General features: G+C 47.5%; 23 protein-coding genes. 19 read left to right on the top strand and 4 right to left on the bottom strand.

What is annotated here, in order from left to right; all coding sequences use genetic code 11:
* The first annotated feature begins 87 nt into the window (after positions 1–87).
* The 10 genes from U4956_RS05140 (at position 88) to U4956_RS05095 (ending at position 11,582) form a co-directional block, all read left to right on the top strand.
* Positions 88–687, top strand: coding sequence for a hypothetical protein (locus tag U4956_RS05140; protein WP_323089472.1), 600 nt, complete (start codon positions 88–90; stop codon positions 685–687).
* Positions 674–1,219 (top strand): DnaD domain protein, encoded by a 546-nt coding sequence (locus U4956_RS05135; protein WP_323089471.1) that lies wholly within the window; start codon positions 674–676, stop codon positions 1,217–1,219. Before U4956_RS05140 ends, U4956_RS05135 begins: the two co-directional genes overlap by 14 nt.
* Positions 1,219–1,899, top strand: a complete 681-nt coding sequence (gene nth, locus U4956_RS05130; RefSeq protein WP_323089469.1) for an endonuclease III — start codon at positions 1,219–1,221, stop codon at positions 1,897–1,899. The genes U4956_RS05135 and nth overlap by 1 nt, the downstream gene beginning before the upstream one ends.
* Before the next feature lie 72 nt (positions 1,900–1,971).
* The gene (locus U4956_RS05125; protein ID WP_323089468.1) at positions 1,972–2,910 is read left to right on the top strand and encodes a 2-dehydropantoate 2-reductase; all 939 of its coding nucleotides are present in this window, start codon (positions 1,972–1,974) and stop codon (positions 2,908–2,910) included.
* A 294-nt stretch (positions 2,911–3,204) separates the two neighbouring features.
* Positions 3,205–3,561: a hypothetical protein gene (locus U4956_RS05120; protein WP_323089467.1), complete on the top strand. Its 357-nt coding sequence runs from the start codon at positions 3,205–3,207 to the stop codon at positions 3,559–3,561.
* A 520-nt stretch (positions 3,562–4,081) separates the two neighbouring features.
* Positions 4,082–7,258, top strand: coding sequence for a SpaA isopeptide-forming pilin-related protein (locus U4956_RS05115; RefSeq protein WP_323089466.1), 3,177 nt, complete (start codon positions 4,082–4,084; stop codon positions 7,256–7,258).
* 73 nt (positions 7,259–7,331) lie between these two features.
* On the top strand, positions 7,332–9,170 hold the full coding sequence (locus U4956_RS05110) for an isopeptide-forming domain-containing fimbrial protein (protein WP_323089464.1): 1,839 nt from the start codon (positions 7,332–7,334) through the stop codon (positions 9,168–9,170).
* 12 nt (positions 9,171–9,182) lie between these two features.
* Positions 9,183–10,064, top strand: a complete 882-nt coding sequence (locus U4956_RS05105) for a class C sortase (RefSeq protein ID WP_323089463.1) — start codon at positions 9,183–9,185, stop codon at positions 10,062–10,064.
* Positions 10,061–11,185: an MSCRAMM family protein gene (locus tag U4956_RS05100; RefSeq protein ID WP_323089462.1), complete on the top strand. Its 1,125-nt coding sequence runs from the start codon at positions 10,061–10,063 to the stop codon at positions 11,183–11,185. The genes U4956_RS05105 and U4956_RS05100 overlap by 4 nt, the downstream gene beginning before the upstream one ends.
* An 88-nt stretch (positions 11,186–11,273) precedes the next feature.
* Positions 11,274–11,582: a hypothetical protein gene (locus tag U4956_RS05095; protein ID WP_323089461.1), complete on the top strand. Its 309-nt coding sequence runs from the start codon at positions 11,274–11,276 to the stop codon at positions 11,580–11,582.
* Positions 11,583–11,750: 168 nt separating this feature from the next.
* On the opposite strand, the gene U4956_RS05090 is transcribed toward U4956_RS05095, so the two are convergent.
* From U4956_RS05090 to coaBC, 4 genes are all read right to left on the bottom strand, one after another.
* A complete protein-coding gene (locus U4956_RS05090; protein ID WP_323089460.1) occupies positions 11,751–12,200 on the bottom strand; it encodes a DUF4298 domain-containing protein in 450 nt (149 codons plus the stop codon).
* Between the two features lie 328 nt (positions 12,201–12,528).
* The gene (locus tag U4956_RS05085) at positions 12,529–12,735 is read right to left on the bottom strand and encodes a hypothetical protein (protein ID WP_323089459.1); all 207 of its coding nucleotides are present in this window, start codon (positions 12,733–12,735) and stop codon (positions 12,529–12,531) included.
* Between the two features lie 84 nt (positions 12,736–12,819).
* Entirely contained in the window at positions 12,820–13,653 is an 834-nt protein-coding gene (locus tag U4956_RS05080) for a type III pantothenate kinase (protein ID WP_323089458.1), read from the bottom strand.
* Entirely contained in the window at positions 13,637–14,899 is a 1,263-nt protein-coding gene (gene coaBC / locus U4956_RS05075) for a bifunctional phosphopantothenoylcysteine decarboxylase/phosphopantothenate--cysteine ligase CoaBC (protein ID WP_323089457.1), read from the bottom strand. The genes U4956_RS05080 and coaBC overlap by 17 nt, the downstream gene beginning before the upstream one ends.
* Before the next feature lie 268 nt (positions 14,900–15,167).
* On the opposite strand from coaBC, the gene U4956_RS05070 reads away from it, so the two are divergent.
* From U4956_RS05070 to U4956_RS05030, 9 genes are all read left to right on the top strand, one after another.
* The gene (locus U4956_RS05070) at positions 15,168–16,313 is read left to right on the top strand and encodes a glycerate kinase (protein WP_323089455.1); all 1,146 of its coding nucleotides are present in this window, start codon (positions 15,168–15,170) and stop codon (positions 16,311–16,313) included.
* A 59-nt stretch (positions 16,314–16,372) separates the two neighbouring features.
* Positions 16,373–16,945, top strand: coding sequence for a hypothetical protein (locus tag U4956_RS05065; protein WP_323089453.1), 573 nt, complete (start codon positions 16,373–16,375; stop codon positions 16,943–16,945).
* A 178-nt stretch (positions 16,946–17,123) separates the two neighbouring features.
* Positions 17,124–17,528: an Inorganic pyrophosphatase gene (locus tag U4956_RS05060; protein WP_323089452.1), complete on the top strand. Its 405-nt coding sequence runs from the start codon at positions 17,124–17,126 to the stop codon at positions 17,526–17,528.
* Between the two features lie 578 nt (positions 17,529–18,106).
* On the top strand, positions 18,107–18,673 hold the full coding sequence (gene rbr / locus U4956_RS05055; RefSeq protein WP_323089451.1) for a rubrerythrin: 567 nt from the start codon (positions 18,107–18,109) through the stop codon (positions 18,671–18,673).
* A 493-nt stretch (positions 18,674–19,166) separates the two neighbouring features.
* Positions 19,167–19,397: a hypothetical protein gene (locus tag U4956_RS05050; RefSeq protein WP_323089449.1), complete on the top strand. Its 231-nt coding sequence runs from the start codon at positions 19,167–19,169 to the stop codon at positions 19,395–19,397.
* Between the two features lie 673 nt (positions 19,398–20,070).
* Positions 20,071–21,099, top strand: a complete 1,029-nt coding sequence (locus U4956_RS05045) for a hypothetical protein (RefSeq protein ID WP_323089448.1) — start codon at positions 20,071–20,073, stop codon at positions 21,097–21,099.
* A 361-nt stretch (positions 21,100–21,460) separates the two neighbouring features.
* Positions 21,461–21,727: a hypothetical protein gene (locus tag U4956_RS05040; protein ID WP_323089447.1), complete on the top strand. Its 267-nt coding sequence runs from the start codon at positions 21,461–21,463 to the stop codon at positions 21,725–21,727.
* 3 nt (positions 21,728–21,730) lie between these two features.
* A complete protein-coding gene (locus U4956_RS05035; protein WP_323089445.1) occupies positions 21,731–22,336 on the top strand; it encodes a hypothetical protein in 606 nt (201 codons plus the stop codon).
* Positions 22,330–23,316 (top strand): CPBP family intramembrane glutamic endopeptidase, encoded by a 987-nt coding sequence (locus tag U4956_RS05030; protein WP_323089443.1) that lies wholly within the window; start codon positions 22,330–22,332, stop codon positions 23,314–23,316. Before U4956_RS05035 ends, U4956_RS05030 begins: the two co-directional genes overlap by 7 nt.
* Positions 23,317–23,559: the final 243 nt, after the last annotated feature.

The following is a 23,559-nucleotide window of genomic DNA, read 5'->3' as shown; positions in this document are numbered from 1 at the left end:
ATGATCATTGTCGTTCATGGCTTCGGACATGAGCGACTTTTTTCAAGGGCTTTTTTGAATTTGGAATCAGAATCGTATAATACTTGCATGAGTAAAAAGACAGAGTCAAAAACCGGCCAGGCCCTCTCAACGCCCAAAGCAGTCGGTAAAAAAAAGACAACCCGAAACCAAACAAAAACCAAAGCCCGCTCTTCTAAAAGCAGGGCTTCGCATTCGATAAAGCCAGCCCGAAAAACCTATGGCTGGCCATTGACAGCAGGCCTTGTGTGCTTGCTTGTCGGGATCATCATGACCCTGTGGGCATTGTTTATCAGCGGCCCGGCACGCATTCATGAAGAATCCATTGAAAAAGTCAAAGCCGCCATTACCGAACAGGTACCCGAGATCCAGTCACTTCGTGAGACCGAATTCGATTTTGTTACCTGGCAGGGATATACCGAAGACACTTTATACTGGTTTGACGTCACAGGCTCCGTCATCACAACCAGAGAACTTTCGAGCCTGAACTATAACGCAGCCAGACAGAAAGCATTGGACACCTATAACATGGAGGCCGATACCGTTTTTCTTGCCTATGGCTATTCCGGTCCGGTCTACCAGCTGGAATCTGAAAACGAGATTCTGATGCTGGATTATGACACCCTGGACTGGGTTTATGAAAGGGGAACAGGATATGGTGGATCATAGTGACTGGAATCAGCCATGGTTCAGCCAGTTAAGCTGGGTCATGGGAAATCTGGAGCGGTTCGATCTGGATCCGAACCAGAAACTGGTCGTGGCCGTTCTGGCCTTTTTAAATGATACCCATCTGCCATTTACACCGGACATCATCTGTGAAAAAACAGGCCTGGATGAAGAGGTGGTGGATGACGTTTATGATTTTTTGATTACGGCAGGCTACGGGCGCACCGATTCGCGCAATAAGCAGCTTTTTTTTAATCTGGAAGGACTGCTGGATCTGCCAGCAGCAAATTTAAATGATCCGGTTTCGCAGTCTTTGTTGCGGGAGTTTTCCACCGAGTTTGGCAGACCACTTTCCGGATCGGAGATGGAACGGATTTTAAATCTTTCCAATGAATTTGATGAAGACATGATTCTGCATGCCCTGGATGAAGCCTCAGCGTATAACAAGCGCTCGCTCAACTACGTGGAGTCCCTGTTAGCAGCGTGGAAATCCAGAGGTCTGGATGCAGCCGATATTGAAAGTGGGAAACGCTGATGACTGGTGATGAAATTCTTGATCAGATTGAAATTCTGTTTCCGGATGCAAAGTGCGAGCTGCTCCATGACACCCCATTCCAGCTGTTAGTGGCCGTGGTGCTCTCGGCCCAGACTACTGATGCTTCCGTCAATAAAGTCACGCCAGCCTTGTTTGCACGCTGGCCGGATGCCCAGAGTCTTCGGCAGGCGGATGTGCATGCAGTGGAAAAGACCATACAGACCATTGGCCTGTATCGCTCAAAAGCCAAAAATATCGTGGCATTATCCCAGACACTGGAGGATCAGTTTCATGGGGAAGTGCCATCGACATTTAAAGAGCTGCAATCACTGCCCGGAGTTGGCCGCAAGACGGCCAACGTCGTCCGCTCGGTTGCATTTGATGTGCCCTCCTTTGCGGTGGATACCCATGTCGAACGGATTGCCAAACGGCTGGGGCTGGCCAAAGTGGATGACGATCCGCTTAAGGTTGAAACCAAACTGCGCCGCAAAATCTCGCGGGAGCGCTGGAATCAGGGGCATCATGATCTGATTTTCTTTGGCCGGTATTTCTGCACGGCGCGCAAGCCAAAATGTGAAGAATGCCCGTTTGTGTCGTTCTGTAAAAAAGACAGACTGGATGCCTATCAGGCCGAACTCAAGGCAAAGAAAAAAGCCAGAGAGCAGCAGATAAAGGCCTGATTTTCGGATTCAGGTAACACCGAACCGAAGAGATAAATCGAAAAGAAGAGAAAAAATTCAGGAGAAAACAGGATGAGTACTTCAAATCAATCTTTAGCCACTGTTCTGGTCTGCGGCCGGGGTGCGGTGGGGATGACCATGGGCGATCTGTTCGCCAAAACGCTTCCTCAAGGACAGTTCGCATTTCTTTGTGATCCTGCAAGGGCCAGACGGTATGCTTCAAAACCGGTTCAGGTCAATGGGACAGTTACGCAATATCCAATCCTTGCCAGTGATTCTTCCAAGCCATTTGTGGCGGATCTGATTCTTTTTGCGTGCAAGGCTTATTCTCTGGATGAAGCCATGGAACAGGCCAGACCCTTCATGAATGAGCAGACAATTTTAATGAGCGCTATCAATGGAATCAGCAGTGAAGAAAAGCTGATGAAGACTTTCCCCAACAATCCAGTGATTCATACCATCGCTCAGAATATGGACTCTCGCTATGACCCGCACGAGCAGACGCTGCAGTTTTCCACGCGCGGGGAACTGGTTTTCGGGGTGATTGCGCCTGAACTGGAAGAAAAAGCAGATCAGGTGCAGGAACTGTTTGATCGCTGCCATCTGCCCTATACTCGCTCCCAAACGATTTTGCTGGACCAGTACAGCAAGCTGATGTTCAACTGCGGCATCAATCAGGTCTGTGCGGCGTACCAGGCCACTTATGGGCAGGTTGCTGCTGATCCGAAACTGAATCAGATCTTCAGGCAGGCGATGGAAGAAGCCCGCCGGGTTCTGGCTGGCCTGGGTACTGATCCTGGCAAAGAGAGGATGGAAAACTGGGCGGCCAGACTTTCCACTCTCGATCCAGACTCGATGCCAAGCATGGCCCAGGATGTGATGTATCATCGCCCGGTGGAACTCGAACTGTTTTCAGGCACCATTGTCCCGAAAGCAAGAGAGTTCAACATTCCGGTTCCAGTGCTGGAAGATCTGATGACCCGCATTGAAAAGAGAGTGGCCAGTTTTTAAACGCTGCAGCCCGCCGGATTTCTTTTGGCCTGAATTTTTGTCTTCGAGAAATTCGATTTTTGTAAAAAACTCCGAACTGTCCAAAAAGACAGTCTCGGAGTTTTTTGCGTTTCTTACTTCTGCCTTTTTGGCATCAAGATGTTCAGTCCATTCACAATCAAAAAGCGAATCGCCCGGCTGGCGGAGATTTTAGAAGAGGAGCCAGTCGAAATCATAAAAATGCAAAAAAAAGTGAAAATCAATGATGGGCAATTTGCCTGATTTGGCCCACAATGGAAATAGAGAGGTACCTCTATGGACGCAAAGAAGAAAAAAGCATTGGAATCCGATTTGAAGGTTTTGCATGATATGCAGATGCGGCCGAATTTTGCGGAATTAGCCAGACACTACGGCATGGATTATCGAACCATTAAAAAGTACTACGACAATGGGGGAAAAGTCCCGCAGCGTAAAAAGAGAATCCAGTTCAGCCGGTGGGATCCCTATGAAGCAGAGATTACCCACAAGTACCAAGTGGAAGGAGCAACCATCCGTGCGATTCATGATGAGTATCGAAAGACCTTACCGCCCGACCAGCTGCCAGGCACGTATGCCAGCCTGAAGGCCTTCATCAACAAGAAAGGCCTGAAAAAAGGCAAAACCAATTCATAATCAAGAATCTGTCTTCTCATGGCCATCAGGCAGATTCAGCTTTACCGGCCCAAAGCGCAAAGCAATCCGAGGCGAAGGCTTTTCTTTTTGGCAAAAAAGAAAAGCCGCTTGAGGAAGACTTTGCGCTTTTTGTCTGTGATGAAAGGATCAGAACTTTGCCCAAAACCATTCTTGATTTGTTCACACAAAGGAGTCTGGCCGAATTTTTTCTTTGATCATGCATTTGAAACGTGCAGTCTCTTTCGGGGCTGTTTTTCTTTGCCTTGGCGAGCAACATCCAGACTTTAAGAAGAAGAGGCTTGCAAGTCAGGTGCGAGTCAATCATAAACCTGAAGAAAAAATGAACGAAAATTAGATGGAATAGGGAATTTACGATTCTTTATCGAAATTAACACATAAAAAATCCGGATTGAAAGGGTTTACGTTCGATCGGATGTCGGGGTAGAGTGCAGGTGGGTTTTGAAGAACCCGACAATTGTCCAAACAGATCTCGCGAGTAAACGAGTAGAAAGGAAATTCTATGCTTCAAGCGTTTATCCAACTTACTCTGAGCGCTGCCCTTTCTCTTGGCAGTCTGCTTGGGGGTGTCTGGCAGATGGCCAACAGCGATCCGCCCACGCTTTCGATTGAAGTCAGGGGAGCTGGTCAGGCGGATGTCGAGCAGGACGAGCACCACTGGAGCTGCAAAAACCAGAAGCTGCTCATCCCGTTGTCTGATCAAAGCTCCGTTACGCTGAGCGCCAAAGCCGATGAAGAGGAACAGATTGAACAGTTCCAAATCGATGGGCGGCAAATCCAGGAAGCGATCGGCCAGAACAGTTTCAGGCTGACCGAGACGATCAGCGCCAATACCCCGATTTACATCCGATTTTCTCAGTCTGGCCAGAATCAGGAGGAATCAGAGCAATCCAAAGTTGAAGTCAACAGGCGCTCTGAGTCAGAAAATGATTCCTCTGTTTTCCACAGGGAGTCTTCAGAGAATCGTTCGGATTTTAGGGATTTCTCTGATTCAGAGTCTTCTTCGACAGGAGTTCTGGACTGGCTGGAAAAGGTCGCCGGCCAGCTTTCCGCCGGCCTTGGATTCAACAGGAATCCGGCAAATGGACTCGATGGACAAGAGCTGAGCGGCGAACAATCTTCCAGCGTTTCTGTTTTGGAAGAAAGCGAATCCAGGGCTTCTTTGCAAAAACAGAATCCGGCTTCTGACTTTTCTGAGCCGATCAGTTTGCCGCAGGAAACGACTGAAGAGGAAGCGGCAAAAAACGAAACCATCGAAAAGGAAACCATCGAAAACGGGAAAGACAGCCAGCAGACTTCGAGCACCCTTTCGTCTTCTCTGGACGCCAGTGACGTTCAGGATATCCATTGGGCAAAGCTGGAGCAGCTGGACGTGGAACTGTTTTATCACGAATGGCATCTGGATTATTTGACGGTTTATTCCAACTACCGGCAGGGAAATGAAAGGGAATACCGAAATTTCCGAAAAGCCTTCGCCCACAAGTGTGAAGTCGAAAACTGGCTGGATGATGCTGGATTTCTGCCGGCCGAATTCTTCGAACAGATAGAAACTGTTCCTGGCTATTTGCAGGTCTTCAATTCAGCCGATGTGAAAGTTTCGGCCCCGCAAGTCCGCATGAAAGCGCAGGCCAGAGCCATGGCGCCAAATACAGGTGGTGTGGATGGTTCGGTCACGATTACCGATGCCCGACTCTATTCACAAGTCCCGGCCTTTGGCGGCTACACCATGAGCAACCATCTGTGGACGTTAGACAATGGCTGCAAGGCGTTTTGTGCCAATGCCCCGCTTTCCGAACCGGCTGCCGGTGAAAAGTCAATCTCTGTTGAACCATGCACCAAGTCCGATGTGCGAAAAGCCCTGTATTACGGCTATGGCGGCCCGGGAAATATCTTTGGCGGGTATTCGGTCAGCCAGCAGATTGTCTTTACCAACGAGATGGTCTCTCACGCTTACGCGAACACCTCCATTTCCGAGACGGTCTTTAACAACGCCATCTGGAATGGGGGGATGAAAGCGCGTTGGAATGAAGTCCAAAGCCAGCCAGACCCACCCGCCCGCTATAAGGTTTACATCGCGCATTTTGCGGGAACCGGAAGAAACTATCAGGGCAATATGGTCAACCGGCAGCCGCTGGCTTTTGGCTTTTTAGGAGAAGAAGACAAAGGGGCTTTCCAGCTGATCAAATCGGTCGATCCATCAACGGGCGGCCTGGCTAATGCGGCGCCGACAAACTATTCACTGACGGGTGCTGTTTACGAATATGGGGAAGGGTCCAAATCCAGCCCTGGCAAATCTCTTGGCACTCTGACCATAGGGTCTGATGGCTGCTCGCAGGTTGTCGAACTTAAACCGGGAACGTATTGGGTCAAAGAAAAGCAGGCCCCCAAAGGCTATGCGCTCGATCCCAATTATTACGAGGTGATTGTCACGGCAGGTTCTTCTACAGCGGCGCCAAACCGGATTGTCGTCCGGGATAAGGCGCAGGGCTGTAAGGCGGAGCTGCTGGTGGTAAAAACGGACCAACGAACTCGTCAGCCGTTAGCTGGCGCGGTGTTTGAGGTGAAGTTTTATAACCTGGATCCCTCTAAGGCCAATGCCGCTGAAGTAGCCAAAGCAAAACCGGTTGTCAGCGCAACCTACCGCACGGATGAGCAGGGCAAAATTTCGGTTCCAGGCCAGATTCTTCCGATTGGCGTCTTGACGATTCAGGAAATCGAAGCGCCGACAGGCTACCGAATGGACGATACGCTGCACATTATCGCTCTGGATCCTAAAGGAAGCACAAATGAAATCTTCATGACGCTCAATCCGGTTCAGGTTTCCAATGCGCCGATTGCCAGTCTGGTCCTTCACAAAAAATCCATGGGATCCCGCACACCTTTAAGCGGGGCCCAGTTTACCCTTCAAAGTCCATCCGGAAAACGAACCACGATTACAGTAGGCGAGCAGGGCTGCAAGATCATTCTCGATGAAAATGGAACCTGGACGCTCAAGGAAAGCCGAGCGCCGGCGGGCTATACGGCTTATACGCGTTCCATCAGCATCCAGGTCAATGGCTCCACGGTCCGCTGCACACAAACGGATGACCAGGTTGAATTTGACGAAAATACCCTCGAGATGACGGTGTTGAACGATACAGGCGGGTACACCCTCCAGGTTCATAAGGTCGATGACCAGAATCAGCCGCTGGCTGGGGCGGTTTTTGGACTGTTCGAAGATCTTAAGTGTTCCCAAAAGATTGACGAAGGAACAACAGATGAGCAGGGCAGACTCGATTTTGGACCGCTCAAAGCAGGGAAAACTTACTATCTGAGCGAAATCAGTCCGCCAGCTGGCTATCTGCCAATGCTCACCACCACGGGAAGGAAACTGGTCTGCATGATCAAAGCCTTCGAATGGGACGGAAACTACTCATTTACAACACCAGATACGGTGACCGATGAGCAGGAACCTGAATCAATGGGGACGCAGACCTACGTCTTCTGGAAAAAGGGAAGTCTTCCTTCACCGGTTTTACATGCAAAATTTGCCAACAAGAAAAAGGTTACCCTCCCTAAAACTGGCTCCTGGCAACGACTTGCTGCGATGGTCTTGGGAAGTCTGATCATTGCCGGCAGCTTGCTTTCTGGCAGCCGAAAGAAACATTCAAAGAATTCATTACCAAAAAGAAATACCTGAAAGCTGCCAGACAGCTTTCAGAGCTCAAAATACGAAGAAACATAAAGAGAAATTAAGAAAAGGAAATATGGTTATGAAAAGAAATCTTATCCGTCCGCACTATGCACTGGCCTTTCTGGCCGCTTCACTGGTTGTGCCGCTGACCACGATTCAAAGCATTCAGGCAAACCCTTCACCAGTTCTGCTGAATGAGCAGCCGGCAGACACGACTTGTACAATCACCCTCAATCCTGCATCCTCTGGTTCTTTGAAAGGAAGAAAGTTCAATGTCTATTCGATCTTTGATGTCACTACGGGTACAGGGGGAGCCATTAACTATACGTTTACGGATAATGCTTCCACCCAGCTTGCAATCCAAAAGGCTATATATAAATCTCGATATTCATCAGTAGAAGATGACACAAAAATTGCCGAGGAAGCCGGAAAAATTACAATAGCTGAGGCTCTGAAGTATATCAGCGATCTTCAGGAAGGTGAAAAGGCAGGAGATACAACCTCTCAGTCCGGCTCATTTCGAGGATTCAGTGAAATTCTGCGCAAAGAATTTGTCAGTGCAGGCATTACTCCTGTCAAAGAGTACACCGGTCATGGAGGAGAATCAGAGCAGATTACCGGCCTGAATAAGGGATATTACCTGATTGATGAAGTGACCGGCCCTTCTGATAAGACAGCGAAGGGTTATGGAAAATCACTCTGCATGGTGCTGACGGTAGATGGAGACGAAACGATCGATGTCAAAGGTGTTTATCCAACTGTGGAAAAGAAGATCCAGGAAGACGACGATAAGATCGGCTGGAATGATATTGGTGATTTTGAAATCGGCCAGACGGTTCCTTATCGCTATCTGACAACCATCCCCAACATCAGCGGTTACAAGACCTACAAGCTGATTTTCCATGACAAGATGGATCCGGCACTCGCTTTCCAGCCTGACAGTATTTCCATCAAACTCACTGGCCAGGACGACGCCGGACAAACAAAGGATTACACTCTCACATCAGATGACTATAAAGTTTATACAGATCCGGAAGATCTTACCGGTGAGGACAGCTTTAAAATCAAGATTGACGATATCAAAGGGATTATCGATCGTAAAATTTATGGGGCCGCAGAAGGAGGTGTGCAGGATCATACCTATGGCCAGAAGGTCGAAATCATTTACAATGCCAAGCTGACAACGGCCGCTGCTGCCGATCCGGGCAAGCCAGGTTTTGAAAACCATGTTTGTCTGGAGTATTCCAACAACCCGGACAGTGATGGTGAAGGCGATACTGGAACGACGCCATGGGATACGGTTGTTGCCTTTACCTTTAAAGTCGATGCAACCAAATATGCCGAACCGGCAGCTGGCAGTGAGCTGACTCAGCCATTGGCCAATGCCCATTTCCGTCTTTATCGCGATGCGGAGTGCACAAAGGAAATTCAGCTCAAGCAAAGCGAATCTGAGAATACATATATCGTTCAGGCTGATCAGAATAGTGGTGGTATTGACATTGTTACGGATGGCACCGGAAAAATTCAGATCATCGGTCTGGACCACGGAACCTACTATCTTAAAGAAACACAGGCGCCGGATGGCTACCATGCGCCACTGACTCCGCTGACGCTGACCATTACGGCAACTTATCCAGAAAACCGTAATGAATACGAGGCCGGCCAGGGAGATACGGAAGCGGTGCCCAGAGAGCTTGCGGCAACGGTCAGCTACAACGAAAGCTATGATGGCCAGAGTCACGAGGCAACACCGGAGGTGGAAGTCGACTTAGATGAGGGGGCTGTGCAATTTCCGGTGATCAACCGCACCGGTAAAGAGCTGCCATTAACGGGATCAAATACGGCCTGGATCTCACTGGCGACGGGAAGTGTGCTGGTCCTTGGCGGGATCGGCCTGCAAAAGAAGAAAAAGAACTAAAGGAACCCGAGCATGACAGGAATCAAACGGACCATCCAGACGATCATGTTGGCTGGAGGACTGGGGTTGTGCCTGGCGCCGACGATCTGGTCCTGTTTTTCCAGCCACGTGGCCGCTGACCAGATCCAAAGCTATCACGAGCAGACAAAACAGATTGACCAGTCTCAGCTCAATGCTTTATGGAATCAGGCCGAGCGCTGGAATGAACTGCTCGCCGGCCATTTGCCAGAAAACCAGATCGGCATCCTGGAGCTTGCCAATACGGGTGAGCAGGCCTTTGAACAGGCAATCAATGATGAAGTTTTGCCCTATGATCAGCAGCTCTGCGTTCTGGATCATGGAGTGATGGGAATCCTTCATATTCCCCGGATTGATGTCACGCTGCCGATTTACCATGGCGTTGAAGAGGAAGCCCTTTCCAAAGGGGCGGGGCATCTGCCTTCCTCTTCTTTGCCGATTGGCTCTTCGAACAGTCGGTGTGTGCTTTCCGCCCATCGCGGTCTGATGTCCAGTGAACTCTTTACCCGGCTTGATGAGATGGAAAAGGGTGATCTGTTCCAGATCGAAAATCCCCGTCAGACGATGGCCTATGAAGTGGAGAGCATTGACGTCATTCTGCCCGAAGAAGTCGAAAAACTGGCGATTGTCGAAGGCCAGGACCTTGTGACTTTGGTGACCTGTACGCCATATGGGATCAATGACCATCGGCTGCTTGTAACCGGGCATCGGGTGGAGTGGAATGAGCAGGTCGAACAAAAGATCAGTGAACCCGTTTCAACCAGGCCTTCTTTGCGCGAGCAAATCTTCCGGACATGGCCCTGGATGATGGCGGTTCTGGTTGCTTTGGTCTTGTTTATTTCCTGGCGATCCTCAAGAAGAAAGGAACTGAAATGAAACAATGGAAATCACTGATTCTGATCCTGATTGCGGGTGTTCTTTGTCTGAGTGGAACGATTTCCATTCTGGCTGCCCAGGAACTTGATCCTGAGCAGTTTAACCAGCAGACAGGCACCATTGAAATCCGGCTGGAACCCGCTGCTTCCGGACGGCCAAGCCAGGGGGTTGAATTTGAAGCCTACCGGGTTGCCGATCTGGTGGAAAGCGAGTTTGTCTTTCTGGACCCTTATCAGGAATGCAGCCTCAAAAGCAGTCAGCTTGATCAGTCTGAACCGATGAAAGAAGCAATTGGTTTTTTAAAAGAACACAAAACCACGCCCCAGGCCAATGCGAGCGTGGACAGCGATGGAAGTGCCTATTTCAAGGAACTGCCTTACGGTCTATATCTTTTCGTTGTCAGCAATCCTGCCCAATACGAACTGATAGGCGATTTTCTCGGGATTCTGCCGATCTGGAATGCCCAAGAACAAAAGGAAGAAAACCGGATTACGATCCGCGTCAAACCCAATCCGATTCCAGATTTGCAGATTCAGAAAATTGATCCAGACAACCAGCCGATCTGCAACGCCAAGTTTGTCTTTGCGGCTTACAATGATGCCAAAAAGAGTGGGATGATTGCGGCCAAAAGTGCGGATACAACAACGGGAACCGTTGTCTTCCGCCCGAATCTTGGTCAGACGATATACGTCAAGGAAATCACGGCGCCTGTTGGCTATCAGCTTTCTGAAAGACTGGTGAAGGTGACGATGGATCTGGATGGCAGCATGTATGTCGATGACCAGAAAAAAGAGCCTGTCGACAATCTGGTGACGATTCCCTATGAGAATACACCGCTGACTGTCCCTGTGCCCGAGACGAATGGAGATACGCCAACACCAGCCCCAGATCAGCCGGTGACAACACCAGGACCTGGAAACAACACCCCAGTCATCCAGACAACGCCTCCAACTTATTCACCCACCAAACCAGCTACCGCCACTTTAACCCAGGCCGGCTTATGGTTGAGTATTGGGGCTGCATCAGGCGGGGTGCTGGCCGCAGGCGGACTGTATCTGGCCTGGGAGAAGAAGAAAAAATCGCAAAGGCGGCGTCCCACTTATCTGGACAGGGATGAATAGTTCCATTTTTATTCAAGCTTGAAATGGAAATTCAGACTTATATAGATTGAAATCTAACTTGAAAATAATGAGAAGAAAGAAGAGAATCATGATCCATACAAAAATAGAGCAGCTTATCCAGGAAATGAGCAGTCTCCAGTTTCTGGATGACCCGCCATTGGCCAGGATAAACGCCCCTTATACAAAGAAGAATCCTAAAAAACGCCCTGGATTTTCCCGGACTCTCTATTGGTGCTTCTGGCACCCAGCCCAACGCCCGCCAAGACCTTCCGATGCGGGAACAGGCGCACCATGTGCGGCTTGCCGCCATGAGACAGAGATCGACACTGGCTTTATGAATTTTCCCGAAGATCTTTCAGGCCAGCTGCCTCCATCCAGTGTGCTGCTCGCTGGCTGAGCAGGTGCTTTGAGCAGAAAACGCTTAGAGCAAGAATTTGCCAAGGGAAGAAATTTCAGAATATGGAAACAGGCTGTCCAGAAAGAGGTTCTACCACACACTTTGCGTAAGAACCGAAAGATGGACCGCCTGTTTTTTCCATGGATTGTTTTGAATTTGGCTGCAGGGTTACACTTTGGCTTCAAGAACTTCGTCTTCGTCTTCGGATTCGGTCAGTTTTACACTGGCCCTGGCCAGATCAGCTCCAAGTTGGGAATAGTCCAGAAACAGATTGTACAGACCATCTTCACTTAAAACACCGCGATCGACGCCCTCATAGGCGCCAGCCTCATCTAAAGCGTAATCGAGCAGCCATTCAGGACTGAAATACCAGCTTTTCAAGGTCGTTAAGTCCTGCGCTGCCTGTTGGATTTTTTCTTCCATCACTTTAAAGGCATCATAGTCTTTCTCTAACTGAGTCATCAGTGCTTCCATCTTCTCAATCTGAGCCCGGCGCATGGCAATTTGTGCGGGACTCTGAGAGGCAGCAATTTTCTGGATGTCTGCAATTTCCAGGTTTTCTTCTTCCAGCCCTGGCATGGACGTGATTTCCTGGTCTTGATTTGGATTCCTGATCATATCTTTTTCCTCCTGCGGGATTTGATGCCGCGACAATGCGGTAAATCCTGCGGTATGTGTGTTTTAATATCTCAATTTTTTGATGAATCTACAATCTTTTTCAAAACAAATAGAAAACAGGAGCTGTTTTGAAGTGAATTCACAGCTTTTGAAATAAAAACCATAACGATGCAAAACGCCGTTGGAGGCTTTGAGTGGGCAGCAAATCGGTCAAAAGTCGATCATTCAAATCGAAAATGAACGCACCAAAACTGAAAGCATCAGAAAGAAGGATGTAAGAGCATCCAGAGAAGAAGAAAGCTCCATGAAGATGGAGCAGTTTTTAAAATCAGTCTTCTTCCTGAACAGCATCCCAGTCCGGACCAATTTCAGGAGGAGTCTTGCCATCCACTCGTGCCTGCAAAACCCGGATTTTTCGGTCCATGGCGTTGTAAGACAGTTTCATATAGCGGCGCAGAAAGTAATCGCGGCATTCGTTGTACAGCTGAACCATCTTGTTATATTTCTGTTCTTCGGTAAGATTTGTCGTTTCCATAAAAAAGCCCTCCTGCCCTCAGTATAAAAGAGGACAGGAGGGCTTTGGCTTTGGATGCCTTATAGATCTGGATCAAAGGTATGATCAGCCTAGAGACTCTGGGGAAGACTTCTCGACTTTTTCAAGGTACTTGGCCATACGGCTGGCTTCGTATTCCATGGTGCGCTCATAAACAGTTTTCAGGCCTTTAAAAATTAACTGGGGATCATACACGTCGATTTTATCGGTATGCTGGCAGATCACCCGGCCCAGGCCGCCGGTTGCAATGACTTTGAAATCAACGCCGGCTTCCTTGCGAAATGCATCCACAGTCTTTTCGAATCCGCCTAAAAACTGATAGAAAATACCAGCCTGCATGGCTGTCTGGGTATTTTTGCCCATGACTGAACGCGGCTTTTTGATTTCGATTTCCGGCAGCTGGGCTGTCTGACCCCACAGAGCATTGGCCCCTGTTTCAATGCCAACGCCGATGGCGCCCGCTTTGAAGACACCGTTTTCATCGACATAGTCAAAAGTCGTTGCGGTTCCAAAATCGACGATCAGTAAAGGGTATCCATATTCTTCAACAGCACCGACAACATCCGCAATCCGGTCTGCGCCAACCGAACGCGGGTTTTCCAGCTGAACGCTGACGCCGGTTTTGACGCCAGGCCCCATCACAAGAGGTTCAATGCCTAAAAATTTGATGATTCCATTGCGAAAGGAATGCATGACTTTCGGAACAACGGAACTGACAATCACGCCTTCAATGTCAGAGTTTTTCAGGCTGGCAGAATGCAGGAAGTTTTCGAGCATAAAGCCATATTCATCAGAAGTCCGGCGGACTTTCGTGTTCATGCGGTAGTTACAGATTAATTCGTCGCCATCGAAAACACCGATGGTAATGTTTGAGTTTCCTACATCAACGCACAATAACATCTGGATCTTCTCCTTTTTGCAAAGCAAGCATGGTCTTTAAAATTGTATGGCCTAAAGCTTCTTTGGACTGAAGGCCTAAATGTTCAGTATGGTCGGGGAATAACAGGGAAACCACATTGGTATCTGTCTGAAAGCCGGCGCCTTTGGTGCGCAGATTGTTGGCAATCAGCAGGTCACAGTTTTTGGATTCCAGTTTTACGCGGGCATTGGTATCCAGATTTTCGGTTTCCATCGCGAAGCCGCAAAGAATCTGTCCCGGCTTTTTGTTCTGGCCAAGGCCGGCCAGAATATCGGGGTTTTTGACCAGCTCAAGGGTGAGAACGTCCCCGGTTTTTTTCATCTTCTGTTCGTGATGATCCTTGAAGCGATAATCCGCTACGGCAGCGGCCATGATGATAAAGTCGGCGTCTCTAGCTTCTTCGATCATCGCTTTTTCCAGATCCAATGCACTGACAACAGGAACCATTCGAACCCCTTGCAAAGCTTCCAGGCTGACGGGGCCTGAAACCAGAGTAACTTGGGCCCCTAAATCACGGGCTGCACGGGCAATGGCATAGCCTTGTTTTCCGGAGGAATGATTGGACAGAAAGCGGACCGGATCGAGAGATTCCTGGGTTGGACCGGCCGAAACAACAACCCGCTTGCCGGCAAGAGGCTTTTGGTCGATCGAAGAATCACCCTGAGCGACACTGGCGGCAATCGCTTTGTTTTCCAGAATGGCTTTGATGTTTTTTTCAAGTTCTTCTGGTTCAGCCATGCGCCCTCTTCCAGCTTCCTGACAGGCAAGCATGCCGTAGGCAGGATCGATAATGGTCCAGCCGCGTTCATGCAGCGTCTGAAGATTGGCCTGGGTAGCGGGATTTTCATACATGTGGACATTCATGGCCGGAGCCGCTAACATGGGACAGGTTGCGGCCAGAATGGTCGAGGACAATAAATCATCCCCAAGGCCATGCGCAGCTTTGGCCAGAATATTGGCATCCGCCGGTGCAATTAAGAACACATCGGCCCAGCGGCTTAATTCAATATGGGGGATCATGGCTTCGTTGGTTCCATCAAACTCATCCATATAGACTTCGTTATGAGACAGGGCAGCCAGGGTCAGCGGGCCGATAAACGAAGCGGCATGTTTAGTTTCAATAACCCGGACTTCATAGCCCTGCTTGGTCAGTGAGCTGACCAGCGTAGCAATTTTGAAGGCGGCGATTGATCCGCTCAGACCAATCAGAATATGTGCAGATTCCATGAAGATCTCCTTAGAAAGAGGCAGGACTTTGAGAAGCAAAAATCCTGCTGCTGAAGTAATTTAATGATTTTAGCGCATCCGGAGCGAAAAGGCTAAAAATAATTATACCGGGTAGGTATATCCGAACATAATTTTTTCACCTTTCAATGCTCGAATTTCTTTTAGAGAGGGAAGAAATGCCAAAATTTGAGGCAGTTGCAAGTTTTCTTACACGCTGAAACCCCATCCCTTCAAGCACGAGCCTGAAAAGTACTATACAATACTGAGTATGAAAGTACTGATAGCTTCGGACTCCTTTAAAGGATGTATGACCAGCCAGGAGGCAAACCGCCATATCGAAAGCGGTATAAAACGGGCCGATCCATCGATCGAATGTTTCTCTTTTCCGATCTCTGATGGCGGAGAGGGGATGGTGGATGCCTTTGCGTTTGCCTATCACGCCCAGGTCATCGAAACCAGAACAGAAGATCTGTATCACCGGCCAATCTGGGTGCGCTGGGCGTATTGTGAGGAAAAACAAATCGCCTGTATTGAAGCCGCCAGTGTGGTCGGCCTGACTTTATACAATCATGGCCAGCGCCATCCCCTGGATACGTCCAGCTATGGACTGGGCCTGCTTTGTAAAGAAGTGCTGCGCCGCAAAAAAGTCAGACAGTTGATTATTGGTCTTGGCGGCACAGGCAGCAATGACGGCGGGATGGGCTTTTTAAGTGCCTTTGGCGCGGTGTTTTATGATAAATATCGCCAGGTGCTCGAACCCTGTACTCGCAGTCTCAGTAAAATTGCCTTTATCGACAAACGAAACTTCAATCCCCCGCGCCACGTCAGACTGATCGCCGCCTGTGATGTCAACAACCCCCTTTTAGGTCCTCAGGGGGCCACCTGGATTTTTGGGCGCCAGAAAGGACTGACTCTTGCCCAGCAGGAGATGGTGGAAGCCGGCATGGAAAAACTCAATGCCAAGATTGACCAGACGTTTCATGTCAATATGAACGATTTTATGGGTGCCGGGGCAGCCGGCGGGCTTGGCGGGATGTTAATTGGGGTGTTTCGGGCGCATATGGTGTCCGGAATGGAAGTTCTGGAAGATGGCGATCTGAAACGCGCTTTGCAGGAATGTGATTTTATTTTCACTGGTGAAGGCCAGACCGACAGCCAGTCGGCTGATGGTAAAGTGGTCAGCCGGCTTGCTGCATGGGCAAGAGAATACGAGATCCCAATGGTTGTGATCAGCGGTGCATTAGGCCCTGGCTATGAAAGACTGTATGATCAGGGTGTGGATGCCATGTTTTCGACAGCGGATCGGGCGATGAGTTTTGCCTATGCTCTGCGTCATGGCCCGCAGAAACTGGAACAGGAAACCTGGAATTTGATGCGGCTGATTCTGGCCGCCCGGCGCACGATGAAAAAATAGAAAAAACAGAAAAAAGAACAGATAAACAGAAACAAGAACAGATAAGGATAGTGATAGAAATGAGAAAGATTGTCGTAAAGTTTGCCACGCTGATGATGGCAGCTGCGATGGTCATCGGACTTGCTGGATGCAGCGAGAAAAAGACCATGGAACCTTTAGAAATTCGTGACCTGGATATGGCTGAGCTGGAAACTAAGATGAACGACAAAGAAACCTTCACCCTGCTGGTCGAACGGGATAACTGCAACTTCTGCCAGGCAATGAATACGTACATTGAACAGACCAGAGAAGAGCATCCGGGCGACTACAACGTCTACCGACTCAACACCACAGACTATCAGCTGTACCGCGAAAATGAAGGAGATATGACGCTGATTTCTTCAACGGAAGACGGCCAGAAACTGCTCACCCTGTTTCCTTATTTCCTGTATACCCCCGCAATTTACAAAATTGACGAAGGAAGACCGGTCGACTGTGGGATTGGCTATGATGAAAGCCGCCATACCGTTTCAACATGGGGCACAGACAGCACCATTGACTGGAATCAGGCAAGACCCGTTGATCTTTGGGAGTATCTTGCAGCCAATCAGGAAGACCTGGCAAAACTGACCTCGCCGTCTGCTTCCAATTAACACAACCAGTCCATTCTGCAAGAAAAACTGGCTTTGGAAAGCAGCAAACAGAGTGAAAAATGTGAACAGTGATTGGAAACGATGGATTCCGCGTCAAAAACCACTCATTCCACATCAGTGCTCTTGATCCCGGAATGAAAAACCTCTAATGTAAATGAATGTAAAAAGGGAGGGCGAAATGAAAGGAAAAGAAAAAGAACTCGAGAATAACGTGTTTTTCTGGCAGAAACTCGATACGCTGATTCTGTCGAGTCAGATTGAAACCATTCGTAAGAAAGGAGAGCCCAGTGTCGATTATCCGGGCCTGATCTATCCAGTGGATTTTGGCTGTGTGAAAGACACTATTTCTGCACCTGGCACTCCATTCTATTGTTTTAAAGGCACATTGAATTCATTAAGCGCAACTGCACTGATTGTTCAGGCCGATATTCTGTCCAGAGAAGTATTTACCAAAGTTCTGATCGGCTGTACCGAAGAAGAATGCCGCCTGATTCTCAAGTTCATCAACGCAACGGAATTTCAGAAAGCCATTCTCGTCCGACGGGGAATTGAAGTCCCATCCTGGGCGTCCAGTGACCAGTAACGTCCGAAATCCTCTGAACTCCACATGCTGACTATGCACGGCCCTTATACTGGCTGTGCATTTTTTTGTATCCATTTTCTTTGCGCAAGATTGGGAACCTGAAAGACAGAGACTGCATTTGGCCAGATGGTTTTGAAAGAAAGGAGTCGACATCAAAGACCAGGCTGATGGCAGATCTGGTCTTTGGAAAAGAGTGACAAGCCCACACCCAAAAGACGCCGGATTTTTATGGAAGAATCGGTTCTTCTCAGGCCTTGATTTTAGGGCGTTTTATAATTTGATGTGCTTGGAAAAAATAAAACGTCCAGTTAAAAATCGAATTGAGTCGTCGAAAATTTGCAAAAAGAGAGCGGATTGACTCAGGGAATAATCTTAATAGATTTATTTCTTTGCTTTTTGGTGATCTGAACACATAAAACTTATCGGTCGTTGAAGTGGAAAGGCGAAATCTCCTTCAAAGGATGAGATTGCGAATTTGGATGATTACTTTTCATTTTTTGTTTGATGCAGTCAGTTGCCTGTGTTTGAAATCTTTGAGTGGTGATATACTCATAGGGTAAACGGAGGTAACTAACGTTATGGAATTAAAAGGATCTCAGACCGAGAAGAACCTGCAGGCCGCTCTTGCGGGTGAATCCCAGGCTTACACAAAATATCAGTGGTTCGCATCTCAGGCTAAAAAAGAAGGCTATTGCCATGTAGCCAGCGTCTTTGCAGAAACTGCTATGAACGAAAAAGCGCATGCAAAACTGTGGTTCAAATATCTGCACAATAATGAAACTCCATCCACTATGGAATGCTTACAGATGGCATGGGATGGCGAAGATTACGAAACAACTGAAATGTACAAAGAATTCGCCAAGACTGCTGCTGATGAAGGCTTCAAGGAAATCTCCAAGAAGATGGAACTTGTTGGTGAAATCGAATTACACCACAGAGACAGATATGCAGACCTGATGAACCTGATCAAAAACGATCTGATGTTCGCTCAGCCAGAAGAAGTAAACTGGGTTTGCCTCAACTGCGGCTATGTTACAAAAGCAAAAACTGCACCAAAAATCTGCCCAGTCTGCAAACATCCTCAGAGCTGGTTCGAAGTTCTTGTTGACTACAACCAGACACTGGCTAACCCATCCGGCCTCTAAGGCTTTTGTTCTAGACAAACCGTTCTGTCTGCATTCCGTTTAGGCAGAACAATGATGATCATGATGAAATGACAATGCCCGCTGGCATTGTCTTGAAGCTTCCTGTATATCTCCTATACGGGAAGCTTTTTTGTTCTGGATGCTTTGCCTTTTCAACTCGGCCAGAAAGACACCCGCTTTCTTATGAATCCTTTTTGTTCATCCTTTTTGTTCATCCAATTTATTCATCAAAATCATTTGCTTGCAGGCGGATGATTGCATTCTCTTTCATTTCTGCTTAATTCGAACAGTAAATCATTAAAAACCACTTTTATAATCGTTTTATAATCAATTTATTCAGACTGATTTCCTATAACACTGTTTTATTTTTTCTTTGCTTCAGCAATTCTTTTCTTCTGGATAATGATTTGATCTTTCAGAAAAGATTCACATCTGGCACAAAAGTTAAGGTCCTTCCATCCTCACGGTTTCGTTTGCTGTGCGAGGCAATGAAATGACTGGGAATGAAAAGCATATTCGAGCCTTTTTGAAAAGAGCCAGTCTGACCACTTTGGCACCCAGAAAAGACATTGAAAAGGGGACGATAGCGAACACGCAACAAATAAGAAAAGCGCTGTGCTTTAACAACTTAAATATGCGTATGTTGAAATCTGCCTCTGCTTTGCTGGTACAGGAAATGAACCAGCAAAAAATCAGAACAAATCAGAACAAAATAGAAGATTGATTTTTAATGACATAGGATGAAAAATCATCGATCTCATGGAAAGAGCACTAAAAACGATTCAGCTCAACGCCAATCAACCCGGATTTCTTCAGATTCTGTCTTTGCCCACCCTGAATCCAAATCGGCGTGATTGAGTATGCCGATCAGAATAAGGGATTTAATCATGACTCCCACAACAAATCCTCTTTTCTTTTTCTTGACCAGCAGCTCAATTCATGATCTGAAAAATGCCATGAAAATGAAGATTGAGCAGAGAGAAGACTGACCCTTTTGAATGTCAAAATTTAAGGCTATGATTCAAAGCAAGTGATTTCAGATAAGGATTGGAAGGACCAATTATATAAAGTAAAACAGATTGGAAGCTGTCAAATTCATGTAAAAATTTTTTTCACAAAAAAACAAACATGCAATTATATTGTCACTATTAGCGCTAGTATAGAGACCATCCAGTCAGAGAACAGAGGAATTGTTCCTGTCAAAAATTATCAGCTTTAGATTTCAGGAAGGTCAGGCCAGGGAATAAAATAAAGATAAGCTGACAACCCCCTGTTGAAAGCAGCTCATCGAATACGAATTCATGATGAAAAATAAACACCAGAACGTATTTCCTCCCTCGATCTTCCAGAAAGCAAAGAAAGTGGATATCGAAATAAGATATCGAAGGAGAGCGCCTATGACGTATAAATCAAAAAATAATGCCAAAAAATCCAGCTTTGAGACAAAAGAAATCAAGCTTGTTGCCATGACTGTGTGCAGCGCGATTGCAGCCATTGTTGGCTACTCAGTGATGACCTCTCCAAAGAGTGTAGCGGCCCATCGAGTTACGGCCGATCAAGTGAAAACCACAGAAATGGTCCAGGCTTCTTCTTTTCTGGATGCAAAAACGGATCACAATTCTGATTCTGAAAACGCGATTGTAAATTCAAAAATGATCGAGTCCAAAGAGGCGGAAAAAAAGGAAAGGGATGCAGGCGTCGACGACACCAAGCAAAGCGCAGGGTCCAGACCCGATCAGGATCCGACAGCCCAGGTTGATGAGCCTTCGGTAGATACCCCGAAAGATTCAGCGGCAAAGACCCCGGCAGAGCCGCAGGAACCGGTTGTGGCGGATCGTTCTGCAAGCCTTCATGAACCTGCCGCTTCCTCAATGGATCCAGCGTTGGCTGCTCCTGATCAGACTGCCCCATCCGAAGCTTCTCCTGTTCCGGCTGTTGAAACTGAATTTGAACCGTTTGACGAGGCTGACCCGGATGGAAATGGAAATCTGACTGGCTTCGACGATGGTCTTGCTGTTTCTGTTCAGGATTCAGGAATTCCAGAAAATCAGATCTGGCCTGTGCATTACGTCTCCAGCTGGGGCGCTTCTTCCGCGCCTGCTGATGGTTCGGTTGGCCTTTGGGCAGACGGCTGGTTTATTGCCCATTCCAACATGACAAACGGAGATATGATTGCCTCGCAGCCGGCTTATGTCGAAGTCGACGGTCAGATTTATGCCCTCAGAGACTCCTGGGTTTCGGATGACTTTATCACCACGGATGAAGTGGCCAGAGCAAGAGCCAACAATGGCATTGTTTTCCAGACTTGCATTACCGAGACCACCAATCGTCTGGTTCATTATGAACCAGTAGATGGCCCGGGGTATCCCTACCAGTTTGATCAGTTCCCCTATACCGTTTCAGATCATGCCATCCTTGGTGTGTAAATTTGGTTTTCAAACTCCTGATCGATTCAGGAGTTTTTTTGGATTCTGCTTTTGGATTCTGCTTTTGGATTCTGCTTTTGGATTCTGCTTTTGGATTCTGCTTTTGGATTTCGTATTTCACGATTGGACAGGCTGCTTTCCGGAAAAAAGAACTCGCTGAATCAGACCATTCAAGAAAGGCCATCTGGACCGACATGGACATTTTCATTCGAACAGGAAGCTGGAGATGGATCTTTGAAATCTGCCTTTTTTGTTGGATATTGATCTGCCGGGATTCAATAAGCACCTCATAAGTCTTGCAATTCTTGCAGACATGAAAGGGAATTTGAAGTTTATGGGACGGTTGACTACAATGAGGGATATGAACCAGTATGATACTTTTTCTTCAATGAGACTGATTGATGTTCTCAAACAGGGATATACTTTGCGTTTTCTCGATCTGCCTGTACTTGTCCGTTTTGAAAATGGGAAGTTTCTGGTGAGTGGATCCAATTTTACCCTGCGGCTCGATCAGAATGGCTTTCTGGATACGTATGGCCGCTATACGGCGGTCGTGGCGGATTTCACTCAGATGATCGACGAGAAAAAAGACGAAGAGTACTATGCCTGGCGAAGGGAGAATCAATAGCGTATGGCTAAAGAAAAGAAGCCTTATCCTGTCCTGTATGTCCTGTCCACCCGCGGCAGCCTGTTTCGAAACGGCTCTGTCAATCCAACGCTGCATTTTCGGGTTGTACCCGATGAAGCAAGGATGAAAGAAGACCCGGAGTATTCCGCTTATATGGATGAGATGATCAATAAAGAAATTCCACAGGCGATCATCAATAAATTTGTCGTCAGTCAGCCGCTGTATCTGACTAACGATAAAATCCCGTTTCTGTTGTTTAAATCCAATATTGATCCCTACAGCCTGAAAGAATTCTGCAAGGCTATTTTGCAGGAAATCAGCTTCCACACGGGAGTGCGCCATGTCGGCGTTTATGGTCTGGATAAAACTCTGCTTCTGGAAATGAATAAGAATCCTGGCCTGCTAGGTTCCATGCATTTAAGCAATAAGGGAGAAAAACTGACCCGTTCAAAAGCAATGAAAGATTTTTCGCAGCCTCTTGAATTCGAGGGGGATTTCATGGATCAGGGCATCGTGTGTCCGTTTGAGATCTGGAAAGAAGAAAAACGGCGAGAGGCTTTGAAAGAACAGAAGCAATCGGATGACGAGGAGGAAATTGTTTTATGGTAAATGCTCAGACTTCCACATCGGCCAGGTTTTTGGGTCTGCGCCGAACGATCAGCATCTGCATAGGGTGCATGGGCATCTATTTTGGTGTCCAGATCATCGCCGCTTTGTATCCAAGCCTGATGATTGGCTTTATGAATGCCCGGCTTGGCTATTATTACTATTACTCACCAGTTTTTGACACTCTGAATCAGATTCTGATCATTCTGGTGACGCTGTTTGCGACGGTGGCTTCTGGGGGTATGGCTGCCTGGTTTGGCATCAAGATGATGGGGGTGAACCTGAAAGCACAGCTTGAGCAGACCCGTTTTGACCGCTCCTGGATTGTAAAGGGTGCTTCGATGATGTTTGCGGCCAACCTGATTCTTTCCTTGCTGGTCTCTTTGCTGAACAGCATTCTCGGTTTCTTTGGCGCCGGTATTGACCCGGTTGGCCTGAGCGGTTCGGGCAGTTTTGCAGGCATTCTCCTGAATTTTTTGATGGCGGTTGTCGCTGCGCCATTCTTTGAAGAAGTGATCTTTCGCGGCATCATGTGCAAGAGTATGGCTCGTTTTAATAAAGGCTTTGCGGTCATTTTTTCTGCGCTGCTCTTTGGAATTGCCCATATGAATCTGTATCAGGGGATTCCGGCATTTGGAATGGGAATTATCCTGGCTTTCGTGTATCTGCGCAGCGGATCTTTATGGGTGCCGATTCTGATGCATGCGGTCAATAATTTTATGGCTTTGCTTGAGACATACGCTCCAGGCGTGTTCTCCATTCTCAATGCGATTGTGATGCTGCTCCTGGCAACTGCTGGTGTGTATTTTATCTATAAAGAACGACATCAGTTTGCGGGTGTATTCCGTCAGAACCGGAAAGCAAAAGAAGAATGGAAAGCGGTTCGAAGCAATGGGGGCTTCTGGGTGCTGGTTGTGATCTTCGTGCTGATCTGCCTGCTTGGAATGATTGGTTCGATGTTCATGAATTTTATCCTGTATTGAGAGGTTGTCCTGTATTGAGAGAAGGAGCACTTATTCTTTGAATTGAATCGTAAGGCGGTTGACTCCGCCTTTTTTGGCGTTTTTCGGTGGACCAATATTTAAAAATAGGATGAAGATAAGAAACAAACGTGACTGAAAAATGTCAAAAAGATATACAAAGTCCGTGAAGACTTCCAAGATAGGATCTTACGCAAATGTGGTTTTTAACACTAATAATCCTGGAGAATGAATAAGCTTGCATCA

Source organism: Allobaculum sp. JKK-2023 (assembly GCF_034745455.1).
Classification (GTDB): Bacteria; Bacillota_I; Bacilli_A; order Erysipelotrichales; family Erysipelotrichaceae; genus Allobaculum.
The sequence above is the reverse complement of the archived record's forward strand: the minus strand, read 5'-3'. Positions and strand labels throughout refer to the sequence as shown.